The organism is Rhizobium aouanii, assembly GCF_037002925.1.
Taxonomy (GTDB): Bacteria; Pseudomonadota; Alphaproteobacteria; order Rhizobiales; family Rhizobiaceae; genus Rhizobium; species Rhizobium aouanii.
Genome location: NZ_JBAMYD010000031.1, coordinates 39099 through 53711, shown reverse-complemented (window position 1 = coordinate 53711; position 14613 = coordinate 39099). Strand labels below are relative to the sequence as shown.

At 61.0% G+C, this 14613-nt stretch carries 17 protein-coding genes; 9 read left to right on the top strand and 8 right to left on the bottom strand.

The window, feature by feature from the left end; translation table 11 throughout:
* Window positions 1-53: 53 nt before the first annotated feature.
* Together V8P77_RS33515 and V8P77_RS33510 are read right to left on the bottom strand one after the other, a co-directional pair.
* Window positions 54-1319: an NAD(P)/FAD-dependent oxidoreductase gene (locus V8P77_RS33515; RefSeq protein WP_335916616.1), complete on the bottom strand. Its 1266-nt coding sequence runs from the start codon at window positions 1317-1319 to the stop codon at window positions 54-56.
* 109 nt (window positions 1320-1428) lie between these two features.
* Window positions 1429-1893, bottom strand: a complete 465-nt coding sequence (locus V8P77_RS33510; RefSeq protein ID WP_003541227.1) for an Lrp/AsnC family transcriptional regulator — start codon at window positions 1891-1893, stop codon at window positions 1429-1431.
* A gap of 158 nt (window positions 1894-2051) precedes the next feature.
* Here V8P77_RS33510 and V8P77_RS33505 point away from each other — a divergent pair, with 158 nt between their 5' ends.
* The 5 genes from V8P77_RS33505 (at window position 2052) to V8P77_RS33485 (ending at window position 6288) form a co-directional block, all read left to right on the top strand.
* Window positions 2052-2771 carry an aspartate/glutamate racemase family protein gene (locus tag V8P77_RS33505; RefSeq protein ID WP_077978723.1) on the top strand — a complete coding sequence of 240 codons (720 nt, stop codon included), beginning with the start codon at window positions 2052-2054 and terminating at the stop codon, window positions 2769-2771.
* Window positions 2772-3001: 230 nt separating this feature from the next.
* Window positions 3002-3919: a bifunctional helix-turn-helix transcriptional regulator/GNAT family N-acetyltransferase gene (locus V8P77_RS33500; RefSeq protein ID WP_077978724.1), complete on the top strand. Its 918-nt coding sequence runs from the start codon at window positions 3002-3004 to the stop codon at window positions 3917-3919.
* A gap of 60 nt (window positions 3920-3979) precedes the next feature.
* Window positions 3980-4603, top strand: a complete 624-nt coding sequence (locus V8P77_RS33495) for a TetR/AcrR family transcriptional regulator (RefSeq protein WP_020050749.1) — start codon at window positions 3980-3982, stop codon at window positions 4601-4603.
* 110 nt (window positions 4604-4713) lie between these two features.
* Window positions 4714-5922: an MFS transporter gene (locus V8P77_RS33490; RefSeq protein ID WP_335916615.1), complete on the top strand. Its 1209-nt coding sequence runs from the start codon at window positions 4714-4716 to the stop codon at window positions 5920-5922.
* A 132-nt stretch (window positions 5923-6054) separates the two neighbouring features.
* The gene (locus tag V8P77_RS33485) at window positions 6055-6288 is read left to right on the top strand and encodes a DUF6429 family protein (protein ID WP_027668598.1); all 234 of its coding nucleotides are present in this window, start codon (window positions 6055-6057) and stop codon (window positions 6286-6288) included.
* 48 nt (window positions 6289-6336) lie between these two features.
* Here the strand turns inward: V8P77_RS33485 and V8P77_RS33480 are convergent, their stop codons facing one another.
* Window positions 6337-6753, bottom strand: a complete 417-nt coding sequence (locus V8P77_RS33480) for a winged helix-turn-helix transcriptional regulator (protein WP_335916614.1) — start codon at window positions 6751-6753, stop codon at window positions 6337-6339.
* A 137-nt stretch (window positions 6754-6890) separates the two neighbouring features.
* Between V8P77_RS33480 and V8P77_RS33475 the strand changes: the two genes are divergently transcribed.
* Complete coding sequence (locus tag V8P77_RS33475; protein WP_335916613.1) at window positions 6891-7778, top strand: SDR family oxidoreductase; 888 nt, start codon at window positions 6891-6893, stop codon at window positions 7776-7778.
* Window positions 7779-7856: 78 nt separating this feature from the next.
* On the opposite strand, the gene V8P77_RS33470 is transcribed toward V8P77_RS33475, so the two are convergent.
* From V8P77_RS33470 to V8P77_RS33460, 3 genes are all read right to left on the bottom strand, one after another.
* On the bottom strand, window positions 7857-9050 hold the full coding sequence (locus V8P77_RS33470; RefSeq protein ID WP_335916612.1) for a WG repeat-containing protein: 1194 nt from the start codon (window positions 9048-9050) through the stop codon (window positions 7857-7859).
* Window positions 9007-9657 carry a WG repeat-containing protein gene (locus V8P77_RS33465; RefSeq protein WP_335916611.1) on the bottom strand — a complete coding sequence of 217 codons (651 nt, stop codon included), beginning with the start codon at window positions 9655-9657 and terminating at the stop codon, window positions 9007-9009. Before V8P77_RS33465 ends, V8P77_RS33470 begins: the two co-directional genes overlap by 44 nt.
* Before the next feature lie 169 nt (window positions 9658-9826).
* Complete coding sequence (locus V8P77_RS33460; protein ID WP_335916610.1) at window positions 9827-10579, bottom strand: pyridoxine 5'-phosphate synthase; 753 nt, start codon at window positions 10577-10579, stop codon at window positions 9827-9829.
* 101 nt (window positions 10580-10680) lie between these two features.
* Here V8P77_RS33460 and V8P77_RS33455 point away from each other — a divergent pair, with 101 nt between their 5' ends.
* Together V8P77_RS33455 and V8P77_RS33450 are read left to right on the top strand one after the other, a co-directional pair.
* A complete protein-coding gene (locus tag V8P77_RS33455) occupies window positions 10681-10941 on the top strand; it encodes a hypothetical protein (protein WP_335916609.1) in 261 nt (86 codons plus the stop codon).
* Between the two features lie 90 nt (window positions 10942-11031).
* Window positions 11032-11724 carry a MerR family transcriptional regulator gene (locus V8P77_RS33450; RefSeq protein ID WP_335916608.1) on the top strand — a complete coding sequence of 231 codons (693 nt, stop codon included), beginning with the start codon at window positions 11032-11034 and terminating at the stop codon, window positions 11722-11724.
* Between the two features lie 86 nt (window positions 11725-11810).
* Here the strand turns inward: V8P77_RS33450 and V8P77_RS33445 are convergent, their stop codons facing one another.
* Together V8P77_RS33445 and V8P77_RS33440 are read right to left on the bottom strand one after the other, a co-directional pair.
* Complete coding sequence (locus V8P77_RS33445) at window positions 11811-12938, bottom strand: ATP-dependent DNA helicase (protein ID WP_003541249.1); 1128 nt, start codon at window positions 12936-12938, stop codon at window positions 11811-11813.
* Window positions 12939-13011: 73 nt separating this feature from the next.
* Complete coding sequence (locus tag V8P77_RS33440; protein WP_335916607.1) at window positions 13012-13935, bottom strand: LysR family transcriptional regulator; 924 nt, start codon at window positions 13933-13935, stop codon at window positions 13012-13014.
* A gap of 132 nt (window positions 13936-14067) precedes the next feature.
* Between V8P77_RS33440 and V8P77_RS33435 the strand changes: the two genes are divergently transcribed.
* The gene (locus V8P77_RS33435) at window positions 14068-14547 is read left to right on the top strand and encodes a carboxymuconolactone decarboxylase family protein (protein ID WP_003560866.1); all 480 of its coding nucleotides are present in this window, start codon (window positions 14068-14070) and stop codon (window positions 14545-14547) included.
* Window positions 14548-14613 lie beyond the last annotated feature (66 nt).

Genomic DNA, 14613 nt, shown 5'->3' with positions numbered 1-14613 from the left:
TGCCGCGCGGCGTGCCCTCTCCTGCTGTCCCCAACATGACCCGAAGAAGCGCTTTACCCCTCCTCCCGCATCGTCTCCCTCTGGGTGATCAGCCGGGCGCTGTGCTGGCCGCTCAGATAGATCCACAGCCAGCTCCAGGCGACGGAGAAGCGCGAGCGGGTGCCGATCAGGAAGTAGATATGGGCAAGACCCCAGATCCACCAGGCGATCCAGCCCTTCAGCTTGATCCGGCCGAAATCGATGATCGCAGCACTCTTGCCGATCGTCGCCAGGCTGCCCTGATGCCAATAACGGAAGGGCGCCGGCGCCGGTTTGCCGGACAGGCGCGCGCGGATGACCTTGGCGACGTAACCGCCCTGCTGCTTGGCGGCGGGCGCAATGCCCGGCACCGGCCTGCCATCCTCGCGCATGACGGAGGCGGTATCGCCGACGACGAAAACGTCGGGCAGGCCGGGCGCGCTCAGATCGTTCTCGACCACGACGCGCCCTGCCCGGTCGGCCGGCACGCCGAGCCACTGCGCCGCAGGCGAGGCGGTGACGCCGGCTGCCCAGACGATCGTCCGGCTGGCAACGAAGGTCTCTCCGATCTTCACGCCGTCGGCGTTGCATTCGGTCACCGGCTTGCCGAGATGGATCTCGACCCCGAGTTTCTCCAGCGCCTTCTGAGCATAGGCGGAAAGCTCCTCGGCGAAGGTCGGCAGCACCCGCGGGCCGGCTTCGACCAGAACGACGCGGGTCTTGCGCGTATCGATGTTGCGGAATTCCTTGGGCAGCGTGAAATGCGCAAGTTCGGCAATGATGCCGGCAAGCTCGACGCCGGTCGGTCCGGCTCCGACGATGGTGAAGGTCAATAGCGCATCGCGCACGGCCGGGTCGGCCTCCATCTCCGCCTTCTCGAAGGCAAGCAGCACGCGCCGGCGGATCGTTGTTGCATCCTCAAGTGTTTTCAGGCCGGGCGCCACCGGCTCCCATTCGTCGTGGCCGAAATAGGCATGCGTCGCCCCGGTCGCCAGCACCAGCGTATCGTAACCAAGAGTCATGCCGTTGCGTAAGGAAACAGTCTTTGCGCCACTGTCGACGCCCGTGACCTCGCCGAGCAGCACCGTCACGTCAGGCCGGTCGGCATAGAGCCGGCGAATAGGCCAGGCGATTTCCGAGGTGGAAAGAATGGTGGTCGCCACCTGATAGAGCAGCGGCTGGAAGAGATGATGGTTGCGCCGGTCGACCAGCGTGATCCTGACACCCACGCCTTTCAAGCCGTTGACGAGCTGCAGCCCGCCGAAACCGCCGCCGACAACGACGACATGATGATCGCTCATGACCTACCCCTTTTGCGCCATTTCGCTCAAAGCCAATGTGGCCTTCGCCGCGATGGTTGCAACTGCCGTTTCGGCATAGCTCCCCTGCATCCCGGTCGGTGGAGCCGGCTCAATCGGCATATCCTACGGGAATCGCCGTGCCGCCCTTCAGAAGCTCCATCGAGATCGAGGCCGACACGTCGAAGAGCTCGATCTTGCGCACGATCTGCTTGTAGATCACGTCGTAATGCTCGACGCGCGGCAGCACGATCTTCAGGATGTAGTCGTGATTGCCTGTCAGCCGGTGCGCTTCGACGATCTCGGGAATGTCGCTGATGATCCGGCGGAAGGTCTCCGTCCATTCGTCGGAATGGTGCGCCGTCTTGACCAGCGCGAAGACCGTCGTCGGCACGCCCATCTTTTCCCGGTCGAGCACGACGATGCGCCGGGCGATATGGCCGCTCTCCTCCAGCCGCTGGATGCGCCGCGAGCAGGCCGATATCGAAAGTGCCACGCGCTCGGCAAGATCGGTCACGGATATGCCCGCATCCTTTTGCAGCATGTCCAGAATGCGTCTGTCGCGATCATCAAGCATGTGTCGAACATATACCTCTCGCGTCTTTTTTGCAGGATTTCATAAAATGACGCAAAATCCTGTCACATATATGACGCGAGAGACAAACAAAGCAAACACATCGCGCCGGGATTGCGGCATCATTTTCTAAGGTTCAGAAGCATGGAGAGCATGAAGAGATGGAAACGATCGGCCTTATCGGCGGCATGAGTTTCGAAAGTTCGGCGGTCTATTACCGTGTCGTCAACGAGATGGTGCGTGACCGCAAGGGTGGCCTCGCCTCGGCCGAACTCATCCTGCATTCTGTCAATTTCGAGGAGATCGTCGCGCTTCAGAAGGCCGGCGACTGGGATATGGCCGCCCGTCGCCTCGCCGACGTGGCGCTGCGCCTGCAGATCGCCGGCGCCGGCTGCATCCTCATCTGCACCAACACCATGCATCTGATCGCCGACAAGGTCGCAGAGAAGATCTCCGTACCGCTGATCCACATCATCGACGAGACCGCGAGATCGCTGCATGCGGCCGGCCGCAAGCGCCCGCTGCTGCTTGCTACCCGCTATACGATGGAGCACGGCTTCTATAGCGACCGCATGAAGAGCCTTGATGTTGATATCATGGTGCCAGATGCTAGCGACCGCACGACCGTGCACGACATCATCTTCAACGAACTCTGCGCCGGCAAGGTGCTCGACAGCTCTCGCGACAAGCTCATGGCAGTGATTGCACGCGCCATCGACAACGGCGCCGACAGCATCATCCTCGGCTGCACCGAGATCTGCATGATCCTCGATCCCGACCATTTGCCGCTGCCGGGTTTTGACACCACCGCGATCCATGCGAGGGCGGCGGTCGATTTTGCGCTCGGCGCAGACGAAGCGGCAGAAGAGGAAGCAGCTTGATATTGCCATGTTAGTTGACTCAGTCCACTAAATACAGGACAAGATCTCCATCTGGAGATCTTGTCGGACTGCTGACAAAGTCGGCCAACTCCTCTTTCGTCATGCTCGGGCTTGTCCCGAGCATCTGCAACCGGTGCAGCAGATCCTCGGCACAAGGCCGAGGATGACGCCGAGCAAAGAGCGAGGTTTGTCAACAAACCGGCGACGATCTCCATCTGGAGATTTTTGCCATGTCCGATATTGCCCTCATCGAAACCGCTCGCGATTTCAACCGCTTCTATACGAACTTCCTCGGCCTGCTGAACAAGGCCTATCTCGACACGCCCTTCACGCTGACGGATGCCCGCATCCTCTTCGAGGTCGGCTCGCATGACGGCGTCAGCGCCGCCGCACTTGTCCGCGACTTGCATCTCGACGCCGCTTATCTCAGCCGCATCCTCAAGCGTTTCCGCGCCGAGGGGTTGATCGAGACCAGCCCCGATCCGGCCGACCTGCGCAGCCAGGTCATCATTGTCACCGACCGGGGACGAGAGCAGTTTAAAGAACTCGGCCGGCGCGCCAATGCGCAGATCGCCGCCCGTTTCGACAATCTCGCCAGCGGCGAGCCGGAGGCCGCGGTCTCCGCCATGCACACGATCCGCACGCTGCTCGACCCGGCGGCAAAGCCCGCACCGGCCATCATCCGCGCCCACCGCGCCGGCGATATCGGCTGGATCGTTCAGAGCCAGGGCCGTTTCTATGCCGAGGAGTATGGCTGGGACCTACGCTTCGAGGCGCTGGTGGCCGACGTCGCCGGAAAATTCCTCGCCAATTTCGATCCGGCCAAGGAATATTGCTGGATCGCCGAACGCGGCGGCGTCAATATCGGCTCCGTCCTCGTCACCAATAGCGGCGACGGCATCGCCAAGCTCCGCCTGCTCTATGTCGACAAATCAGCCCGCGGCCTCGGGCTCGGCAAACTGCTGGTCGACGAATGCATCCGCTTCTCCAGGCAGAAAGGCTACCGCGAACTCTCGCTCTGGACCAACGACATGCTGGAGACCGCCCGCGCCATCTACGTCAAGGCGGGCTTCCGCCTTGTCTCCGAGGAGAGACATCGCATGTTCGGCCCTGAGGCCAACGGGCAGACCTGGGTGCTCGACCTTTGAATTTGCTGCGTCACAGAAATTCCACTTGATTTGGAAACGTTCATTCCCTAATTATGCGCCATGACCGTTGCCACTCTCACATCAGAAGCAAAGACCCGCAGCCGTGGCCGTCCGCGCGAGTTCGATATGGACGCCGCATTGGATTCGGCCTTACGGGTCTTTTCCGAACGCGGCTACCACGCCACCTCGATCAGCGATCTGACCGAGGCAATGGACCTCGCCTCTGGCAGTATCTACAAGGCGTTCAAGGACAAGCGCGGCGTCTTCCTCGCCGCTTTTGGTCGTTATCGCCAACTCGGCCGGCGGCGTCTCGAAGCGATGATTGCGTCGGCGGAAACAGGCCGCGACAAAGTCTTCCAGATGGTGATGTATTATACCGAGCTCTCCTATGGCGAGGCCGGCCGTAAAGGCTGTCTCGTCGTTGGCGGCGCCAACGACTTCGCCCTGCTAGACGAGGAAGCGGCTGCCCACGTCGTGACTGCCTTTGCCGCAGACGAAAAGCTGATGGCCGATCTCATCCGCATCGGCCAGGCAGACGGCAGCATTCCGAAGACGGTGGACCCGGATGCCGCCGCCCTCGCCTTCCTCTGCTTTACCAAGGGCCTGCGCGTCATCGGCAAAACAGGACGCAGCAGGGAAGAGATGATGTCTGCGGCCGAGGCCGCGATGAAGCTCGTGACCTGAACAGTCCGCACCGTGGACGAGAGAAATACCGGCATTCGGTCAAGGATCGGGTGGCCGCAGCCAGCATTTTTGCATTCAATCCCTACAATCTTTGAATACCGGAGTTTCTGATGAGCGTTTCAGCCACCACGCCGGATGAGGCCATTCCCCGGGAGTTATCCCCCTGGCTCACCTTCCTTTTCGCCGCCGCCTGCGGGCTGGTGGCCGCCAATCTCTATTACGGCCAGCCGCTCGCCGGTCCGATCAGCGCCGACCTCGGCTTCACGCCTGCCGCCACTGGCCTGATCGTCACGCTGACGCAGATCGGCTATGGTCTCGGTCTGCTGCTGATCGTGCCGCTCGGCGACCTCACTGAAAACCGCCGTCTGGTATTGATGCTGATCGCCGTCTCTGCCGTTGCGCTGATCGGCGCGGCGCTGTCTTCGACGTCGACAACCTTCCTCGTCGCCTCGCTCTCTATCGGTCTTTCATCGGTCGCAGTTCAGGTCCTGGTTCCCTTTGCCGCCAACATGGCGCCTGATGCCACCCGTGGCCAGGTCGTCGGCAACGTCATGAGCGGCCTGCTCTGCGGCATCATGCTGGCGCGCCCCTTCGCAAGCTTTGTCGCTGAAGCCTCGTCCTGGCATGTGGTCTACTACGTCACTGCAGCGCTCATGCTCGTGCTCGCCGTCGTGCTTCGCGCCAACCTGCCGGTCCGCCGGCCGACGACCAGGCTACGCTACGGCGAATTGCTCGCCTCCATGGGCCATCTGGCGCTGACGTCGCGGGTGCTGCAGCGCCGGGCGCTCTATCAGGCCGGCATGTTCGGCGCCTTCAGCCTGTTCTGGACGACGACGCCGCTGCTACTCGCCAGCCCGGCCTTCCGCCTGACACAGAACGGCATCGCCCTCTTCGCCCTCGCAGGTGCTGCCGGCGCCATCGCCTCGCCGATTGCCGGCCGGCTTGCCGATCGCGGCATGACGAAGATCGCCTCGACGCTTGCCATGCTGCTCGGCATGACGTCCTTCCTGATTAGCCATTTCGCCAGCGACGGCTCGCTCGCCGCCCTGATCCTTCTGACAGTAGCCGCGATCATGCTCGATTTCGGGGTGACGACCAATCTCGTCTGCGGCCAGCGCGCCATCTATGGCTTGAACCCGGAACATCGCAGCCGGCTGAACGGCCTCTTCATGGCCACCTTCTTTGCCGGCGGCGCACTCGGCTCCGCCGTCGGCGGCTGGGCCTATGCGACCGGCGGCTGGACGATGACGGCCTGGATCGGCTTCTGCTTCCCGGCGCTGGCCTTCCTGCTGTTCCTGACGGAAGGACGCGGCAAGTAAGGCACCATCAGAATCCAGGATCGAACATCTAAAATCTTGACAGAGCCGATTTATAGATGCCCACATCCAGGAAGCAGCGTATGCATCCGTTTGAGAGCTGCAGAATTTTCGCCTTTTGCATGGGATTCCGACATGGAGATAGACGAAGAGAAAATCGACGATGCTGTGCTCGCATTGTTATGGCTGACGCTGCATGACGGAGATCGTGCCTGGAAGGGTTTTGACTGGGACGTGATGGACCGTTTGCACCAGAAGGGTCTGATCGCAAATCCCGCAGGCAAGGCCAAGTCTGTCGTTCTGAGCGACGAAGGTTTGCGAAGATCGGAGGAATTGTTCCGCGCTCTGTTCATGCGGCCAACCAAATAATCGCTGTTTCCGTTTCCAGAAACGCCAAATTCGCTTTTATCAACGGTACTAGCCGCTGGCGGAATCGAAATGCAAGCGGGCGGCGCGAACGGCATCATGGTTCGCTTCCGCCCAGTTGAGAAGCTGCGACAACGGCTGGTAGAGCGAACGTCCAAGTTCGGTCATCGAATATTCGACGCTCGGCGGCTTGGTCGGGAATACCTCGCGGTCGATATAACCATCCCTCTGCAGGTCGCGCAGCGTCTGCGTCAGCATGCGCTGCGAAATATCGGGGATCATCCGCCGCAGCTCGCCGAAGCGATAAGGCCGATCCGCCAGCACCTCGAGCAGCAGCGTCGACCATTTGCCGCCGATCTGCTGCATCATGTCCCTGACCGGGCAATTGCCGAAATCGAGGGCTGCGAGATCGATCTCGCGCCGCGCCCCCGGCACCCTGTTCTTCAGACTGACAACCGCACCGCTCATCTGCTGGTTCCCTTTTGGTAACGTAGAGCTGAAAAACTGCCTCCTTTACAGCGTCAAGTCAATTCCTATTCTAGTGTTACTCTCTTTTTGAGACCACCGGCACAACACAGCCAGCACAACACAGAAGGAAACGACTTATGAGTGAATCCATCCTGGTCACCGGCGCTGCCGGGCAGCTCGGCCAGCGTGTCATCCATCACCTCATCGAGACCTACAAGGTCGCCCCCGGCAACATTGTCGCCGCGACGCGCAGCCCCGAAAAGCTCTCCGAACTCAAAGAGAAGGGCGTCGTGACCCGCAAGGCCGATTTCGATGACGCGGCAGGTCTGGAGAAGGCTTTCGCCGGCGTCGACCGGCTGCTGATCATCAGCACCGACGCACTGGATACTCCCGGCAAGCGCCTCGCCCAGCACAAGGGCGCCGTCGCGGCGGCAGTCAAATCAGGCGTCAAGCACATCGCCTATACCTCGATGCCGGCGCCGGACAATTCGCTCGTCACCTTCGCGCCCGATCATCTCGGCAGCGAAAACGCCATCAAGGCAAGCGGCATCGCCCATACGATCATCCGCGACGCCTGGTATCATGACAATTACCTGCACGGCATGCCGCACAACCTGCAGGGCGGCAAATGGTACAGCGCCACGGGCGACGGCAAGATCTCGACCATCTCGCGTGACGACTGCGCCCTGGCGATCGCCGCAGCCCTTGCCTCCGGCACATCCGAGAGCGCCACCTATACGGTGACCGGCACCCAGTCGCTGAACAACCGGCAGATCGCCGCCATCGTCTCCGATGTCGCCGGCAAGCCGCTCGAAGTGGTCGATGTCAATGATGAGCAGCTCGGCCAGGGCATGCGCGGCGCCGGCCTTCCCGGTTTCGTCGCCGACATGCTGGTGTCTGCCGACGCCAACACCCGCGCCGGCAAGTTCAACATCGTCACCGAAGACTTCACCAAGCTGACCGGCAAACAGCCGCAGCCGCTGAAGGATTTCTTCGTGGAGCACAAGGCGGCGCTGACCGCCTGAGGCAACACTTGTCGCCCCTGTCCTCTGGGTTTAACCCAAGGACAGGGGTGCAGTAGACACCGTCGGAGATAGCGATCCTTAGAATTGCGAGACGAAACGAGGCGGTTTTTCCCTAAGGTCCAGGCCGTATTCAAGCTCGGCCCTCATCCAGAGAACACCGCTTTCATAGGGATCGTCAGACATTGTCTCAGTTCGCGCGTGGGCGACATTGCTGTCAGGCCAGTTCTTGACGCACGCGACGTTCTCGCGTTTCCGCTCGTTCCGGTCGATCGCACACCATTCTCGTCTCTCGTCGAACGGAACCCATGCGAGACCATCCCGGAAACAGGTGATGGCGCGATATTTCGGCTCGACGACGATGTTCCCGGCGGCATCCGCGATGCCCCAAAGCAAGGTTCCGTTCGAATTCCTGGAGACGCGCTGTCCGCGGTCTGGTTCGCAACGCAACTTCGATTGCCGATCCTCCAGGCGGCGCGGCTCGGAGACTTCACGTCCTGATGCGTCGATCCAAAACTTCCGCGCATCCTTCGATACCGCATAGGCGCCGGAATCGGGCTGCATCTCATCGAACTGGGGAGCGAGGGCCAGCACACCGCTGCTGTCCAGTATTCCCCATTTGCCGTCAATCTTGACGCCGGCATAGCCACCGCTGAAACTAAATTGGCTCTGAAATGACGGCGGATCGACAAGCAGTTTGCCGTCCTGCTTGAGAAATCCCCATCTTCCATTGTACCGAACCGACACGGGGAATTCGCAAGTCATGTGCGTGTCGTCAAAGAGATACGAAACGGTCGGCTTTTCGTCCGCTCCGACGACCTGAATACGGTTGCCGCTGTGCATGAATTTGATACCCGAAGGACATGCCACCAGCGCCATCCCATCCTCCGGGTTGGGCACCAGATCCCCGGCACGGTTGAGCCCGGTCCACTGGCCGTTGACCAATATCTTGGCCACCTCACCGGAATAATCGGGCAATCTCGCATCGTCAAACAAACGCCCGCCAAGCAACCGTCCCGCCTCGTCAAGGAGGCCGGCTTTCTGGCCTTCGGTCACAAGGTAAAAACCGTTTCGATACCCATGAATCCTAAACTGCTGTGGGGCGAGAATAGTTTGACCGTCCCGGTCGATCACGCCGCATTGGGCGGTGTCGGCCCGGCCACGTTGGCTGGACTGGCCTTTGTGTCCGGCCGGCCGGACATAACAGACAATTGCTCTTCCTCCATGGAGTTTACCGACTGTTTCGAAGCGAGGCTCGATCTCCGTCGGGAGCAAGCAATCCGTATCGTTTATCTCCCGGTTGAGCGGCCCAGACGAAAGTGCCGAATTCGAATTCTTTAATGGCCAACTCGTCCTTCAGCATCTTTCCCGAAGGGAGATCGATGAGCAGATAGCGCAGATCGCCCCTCTCCGCGAACAATTCACCGATCGTGAAGCGCAACATGCCAAAGGAATCCGACGCGATCGCTTTGCCAGGACGAACGAGGGCCGCCTCGGCTCCGAATGGGATGGCACGCGCGTAGTTCGGCGCCAATACGAGCTTTCCCGCCCTGTCGATGATTCCTGCCTTTTCACCGAGCACCACCTCGGCATGGCCTTTGCGAAATGCACGGGCAAGGTCGAACGCAGGCGCGATCACCATCTCGCCACTCGAATTGATATAGCCGAATTTCCCCTCGGAGCGCACGGCGGCCAGCCCCTCCGAGAAAGGAAGCGCAACTTCGAACTTGCGATCGATCCGGGGTTCTAACGTCGCTCTGTCGATATAGCCGCAAAGAGCGTAGACGCCGCCGCACCTTTCCACCCATCTTTCCGGCCGGGGATCGGCGACGCCGATCCCAACGGAGCAGAGCAAACACGCCCATGCCACCGCGACAAACATAAAGTGACGCGTAACAACTCTCATCCTAGCGCCCCCCGGTTGAAAGGAACAAGGAGATGCTCGTGTGTTGGAAATATGGCCAGTCCGCAGGTCGGATGTCACGAACACAGGAGAGACCCTTGCAGGGCAAGTTAGTCGCTGCCAATACGCAAGAAGGAAACGACCTTCCTCAAACCGCCTGCCCACACGCCCGGCAGAAGCGCCGCACCGTTTCCGCCATGCCGTATTCCAGCGCATCGGCGGTCAGCCCATGACCGATCGAGACCTCGGCAAGCTGGGGAATGCGCTTCACCAGATCAGGCAGGTTTTCGACCGTCAGATCGTGGCCGGCATTGACGGCGAGGCCGATTGCAAGGGCCGCATCCGCCGTCCGTCCGAGCGCTTCGAGGATCGGGGCCGCCCGCTCCGGCGCGTCGAAGCAACCGCCATAGGGGCCGGTATAGAGTTCGATCCGATCGGCCCCGACCGCCTTGGCGATATCAACCGCTTCTGCATCCCCATCGCCGTCGGCAAACAGCGACACCCGGCATCCCATCGTCTTCAGCCGCGCGACGGCTTCGGTCAGGAACGCCCGGTGCTTGCGGAAATCCCAGCCGTGATCGGAGGTTGCCTGCGTAGGATCGTCGGGCACCAGCGTCACCTGCTCGGGTGCTGCCCCGGCGCAGAGCTCGAAAAATTCCTCTGTGGGATAACCCTCGATATTGAACTCGGCCTTCGGGAATTCGTCGTCGATCAGGTTGCGGATGACGGGCAGGTCGGAAAAGCGGATGTGCCGCTGGTCGGGGCGCGGATGCACCGTCAGGCCGCTGGCGCCGGAGGCAAGTGCTAACCGCCCGAGCGCTTCGACGCTCGGCCAGGGCAGATCGCGCCGGTTGCGCAGCATGGCGATGGCGTTAAGGTTCACGGAGAGCTTGGCGGGCATGGCTGATATCCATCGGTCACGGAAGCGGGAGACCCTGCTTTTAAGCCAAGGGCCACACGATGGCCAATCAGATTCGCAGATGAATGCGATGCCGATGGCTGATGAGCATCGCTGTTGGTGCATTCGAGCGCAGCTGCGTAGCACAAACAGTAATTCCCATCGCCCTTGAAGACGACCGGCCGATGCCGCAATGCAGCGCATGTTTTGCTGCAGCACACCCGAAAACCTCGGCAAATGAAGCCGTCACGTTGCTATCCCATTTAAAAGAGATTATTTTTAGCACTTATAAAAAAGATCGTTCACGCATAACGTGGATATCGTATCGCGTAAAAGTTAGCCGCGTACTGCTTCTTTCCCAATGACAAGAACGCTTAGAGGAAACCCCACTCGCCGCGCCCGGGAAGCAACTGGCAAATCCGCATGAGGTGCAACAACATGCCCTAGGAGGGTTCATGCCAGACGGTTCCAAACGCCTGTTTGCTGCCGCCGGTATCGCTTCGGAGGCCCGGTCGAAATATCGGTTCCTGCCTTCAGCCGCGCTGCCGCCGGATCTACCTGATGGTCCCGTGCCCATCGCCGATATGGCCAATGCATTCGGGGTTACGCACAGGACACTGCATTTCTACGAAGAAAAGGGATTAATCTCGGCCAACCGCATGGGCCTGATGCGGGTCTACGGCGAGGACGATGTGATGCGCATGGCCGTCATTACCGTTTGCCGTGAGACCGGCATGCCGATCGCCGTCATCCAGGAACTGATGGACGAACTCCGCAATGCCGATTCGCAGGAAACGGCCGAGGCGATGTTCCGCGAGGCCCTGCAGGTGCGCAAGCGCGAGCTGACGGCCGAGATGTCGACGCTGCACCGCCAGCTCCAGCAGGTCGGCGACCTCCTGGATTTCGACGGCAGCATCGAAGAGCCGCCGCTGAACGACAACCAGGACAGTGCAAGCCTGACCGCGCAGGAGCGGCGTTGCCTGGAACTGATGGCGGAGGGCTATTCCACCCAGCGAATCGCCCGGGCGCTCGACCTGAAGCATGACGAAACGCGTGACCTGGAGGCCGGAATCATCCTGAAATTCCGCGCCAACAACCGCTTCCAGGCCATCGCCAAGGCAGTTCTGCTCGGCATCGTGCAGGCTTAGTACCATCCGCCTAAGACACGGCCGCCACCGTTTCTTGCTCGCCAGTCCAGATCGGTAATGCGACCTAGTCGTAGGTGCGACTGGAATTAGCGGACGATCGTCAACGTCTCCGCCGCGCGCGTGATCGCAGTATAGAGCCAGCGTTCCCGGGTATCGCGAAACGCCCAGCTCTCGTCGAAGAGCACGACGTCGTTCCATTGCGAACCCTGCGCCTTGTGAACGGTCAGCGCGTAGCCATAGTCGAACTCGTCGTAGCGTTTGCGGGTGTTCCAGGGAATCTCGCCCTCGACATCCTCGAAGGCCTGCTTCAGCAGCTTGATCTTGGCTGCTCCCCGGTCCATGTCGTCATCCTCTGGCCGGACGAGCAGATTGATGCCGGGCTTCGTCGTTTCCTTGGATGAGGTCATCACCTGCCAGAGCGAACCGTTGAGCAGGCCCTTTGCCGGATCGTTCCTCAGGCAGACGAGCTTGTCGCCGGTCTGCGGATAATCGGCATTGAAGCCTTTCAACTCGCGCAGGCGCTGATTGTAGCGCCGCCGCGTGCGATTGGTGCCGACGAGCACCTGGTCGGCATCGAGCACCAGCTGCTGCGTCACCTCGTTCTTCGAGATCACCTTGGCCGTGCCGTAATCGCCATACATCACCTCATTGCCTTCGCGAACCTGCATGGCGAGCTTGATGATCGGATTGTCGCGCGCCTGCCGGTGGATATCGGTGAGCAGGTAGTCCGGATCCTGATTGGTGAAGTAGCCGCCACCGGTGACCGGCGGCAGCTGGCCGGGATCGCCGAGCACCAGGATCGGCGTGCCGAAGCTCATCAGATCCTTGCCGAGCGCCTCGTCCACCATCGAGCATTCGTCGACGATGATCAGCGCCGCCTTGGCGACCGGGCTTTGCCGGTTGATCGAAAACATGGGCGCGATCGAGGTCTTGCCCGTTTCCTCATCTTCCACCGCCTCCTCACCGCGCGGCCGGTAGATCAGCGAATGGATCGTCCGGGCGTTGGAGGCGCCGCGCGAGCGCAGCACCTGCGCCGCCTTGCCGGTGAAGGCGGCAAACAGTACGTCGCCATCGACATTTTCGGCAAAATGCTTGGCAAGTGTCGTCTTTCCCGTTCCGGCATAGCCGAACAGGCGAAAGAGCGGCGAGCGCCCTTCCTTCAGCCATTTCGAAACAGCCTTCAGGGCTTCATCTTGTTGCGGCGCAAATTGCATGATCGCAGGACTTGGCAGGATTCGCGGGCTTTAGGCAAGGCGGAAAACGGCAAATCACCCGGCCGGACGATCATCAGTTCCACTGCCGGTCCGCGCCGCTGGCGCACATCGACGGGTCCTGCCCCATAGCCTCGGTGAGAAAATCCAGAACCGTCTTGACGCGCAGCGCCATGTTGCGCCGCGAGGGATAGACGACGGTAACCGGCAGTCGGCTCGGCTGGAAATCCCTCATCACGGGGACCAGCCGGCCGGCGGCGATATCGGGCATCGCGATGATGTGCGAAAGCACCGCAAGACCCGCTCCAGCAAGGGCTGCCCGGTGGATGGCGACCGCATTGCAGGCGGTCAGCCGCGGCGAGATCCGGACCGATATGTCTTCCGAACCGTTCGAGAAGGACCAGGTATTGGCCTCGCCCGCCCTGTTGTAACACAGGCATTCATGGTCCTTGATCTCCTTCGGTGCGCGGGGGGCCGCCCTGCGCGCGAGATAGGCGGGCGAGGCGACGAGGAAGGCCGTCGTCCAGCCGATCCGCCGGCAGACGAGGCTGCTGTCGGCGACCTGGCCCAAGCGCACTTCGAGATCCAGGCGCTCCTCGATCATATCAGAGCCCTGCTCCCTTAAGATGAGTTCGACCGAGAGCTTCGGATGGGCGGCGAGAAGATCGCCGAGCCGCTCGCTGAGATAGAGGCCGAGTGGTGCTGGAACGCTGAGCCTGACCTTTCCCGAGGCCATGGCGCCGTCCGATCCGGCCGCATCGCCAAGCTCCTCAACCGCTTCGAGAATCCGCAGCGCCATCGGCAGCATCCGCTCCCCCTCTGCCGTCAGCGACAGGCCACTCGTCGTGCGATGCAGGAGGCGGGTGTTGAAATGGCCCTCGAGGGCCGCGACCTGTCGCGAGACCGCCGGCTGCGTCACGTCGAGATCGTGCGCCGCCGCCGAAAACGAACCCGTCTCCACGACGCGCTGAAAGGTCCGCAATGCCGAAACGATATCCATCCCCCTGCCCCTCATACTTTTGCGCATAGGCTTTATGCAGCCAGACTAAACGAGAATGGCTTTACAGTCCAGCAATTAAGGATATCTTCTATCCATAAGGATATTTAATATCCTTAATTAAAGGAGAGACACATGACCCAGCGACTGAACTACGCCCAACAGTCCCCCGAGCTTTTCAAGAAATTCATGGAATTCAGCATGGCGCTGAAGAGCAGCGTGATCGACGAGAAGCTGCAGGCCCTCGTCGAGATCCGCGCCTCGCAGATCAATGGATGCGGCTTTTGCCTCGACATGCATGTGAAGCAGGCCAAGATCCACGGCGAGACGGAACTGCGGCTCTACCACGTCGCCATCTGGCGGGAATCGAACCTGTTCATCCCCCGCGAGCGCGCAGCCCTTGCCTGGACCGAAGCGCTGACCAAGCTTCCCGAGGGCGGCGTTCCAGACGAGATTTACGAACGGGTGCGCGGCCAGCTTTCCGAGAAGGAAATCTCGGATCTGACTTTCGTCGTCATGGCGATCAACGCCTGGAACCGCGTCAATGTCGGCTTCAAGACCGTGCCCGGCACGGCCGACAAGGCCTACGGTCTCGATAAGGCTGGCCTGAACTAAACCGCGCAATTCATTGAGAAGATTCACCTTTGACGCTGCCGCACCACGGCAGCGAACGGAGATCCG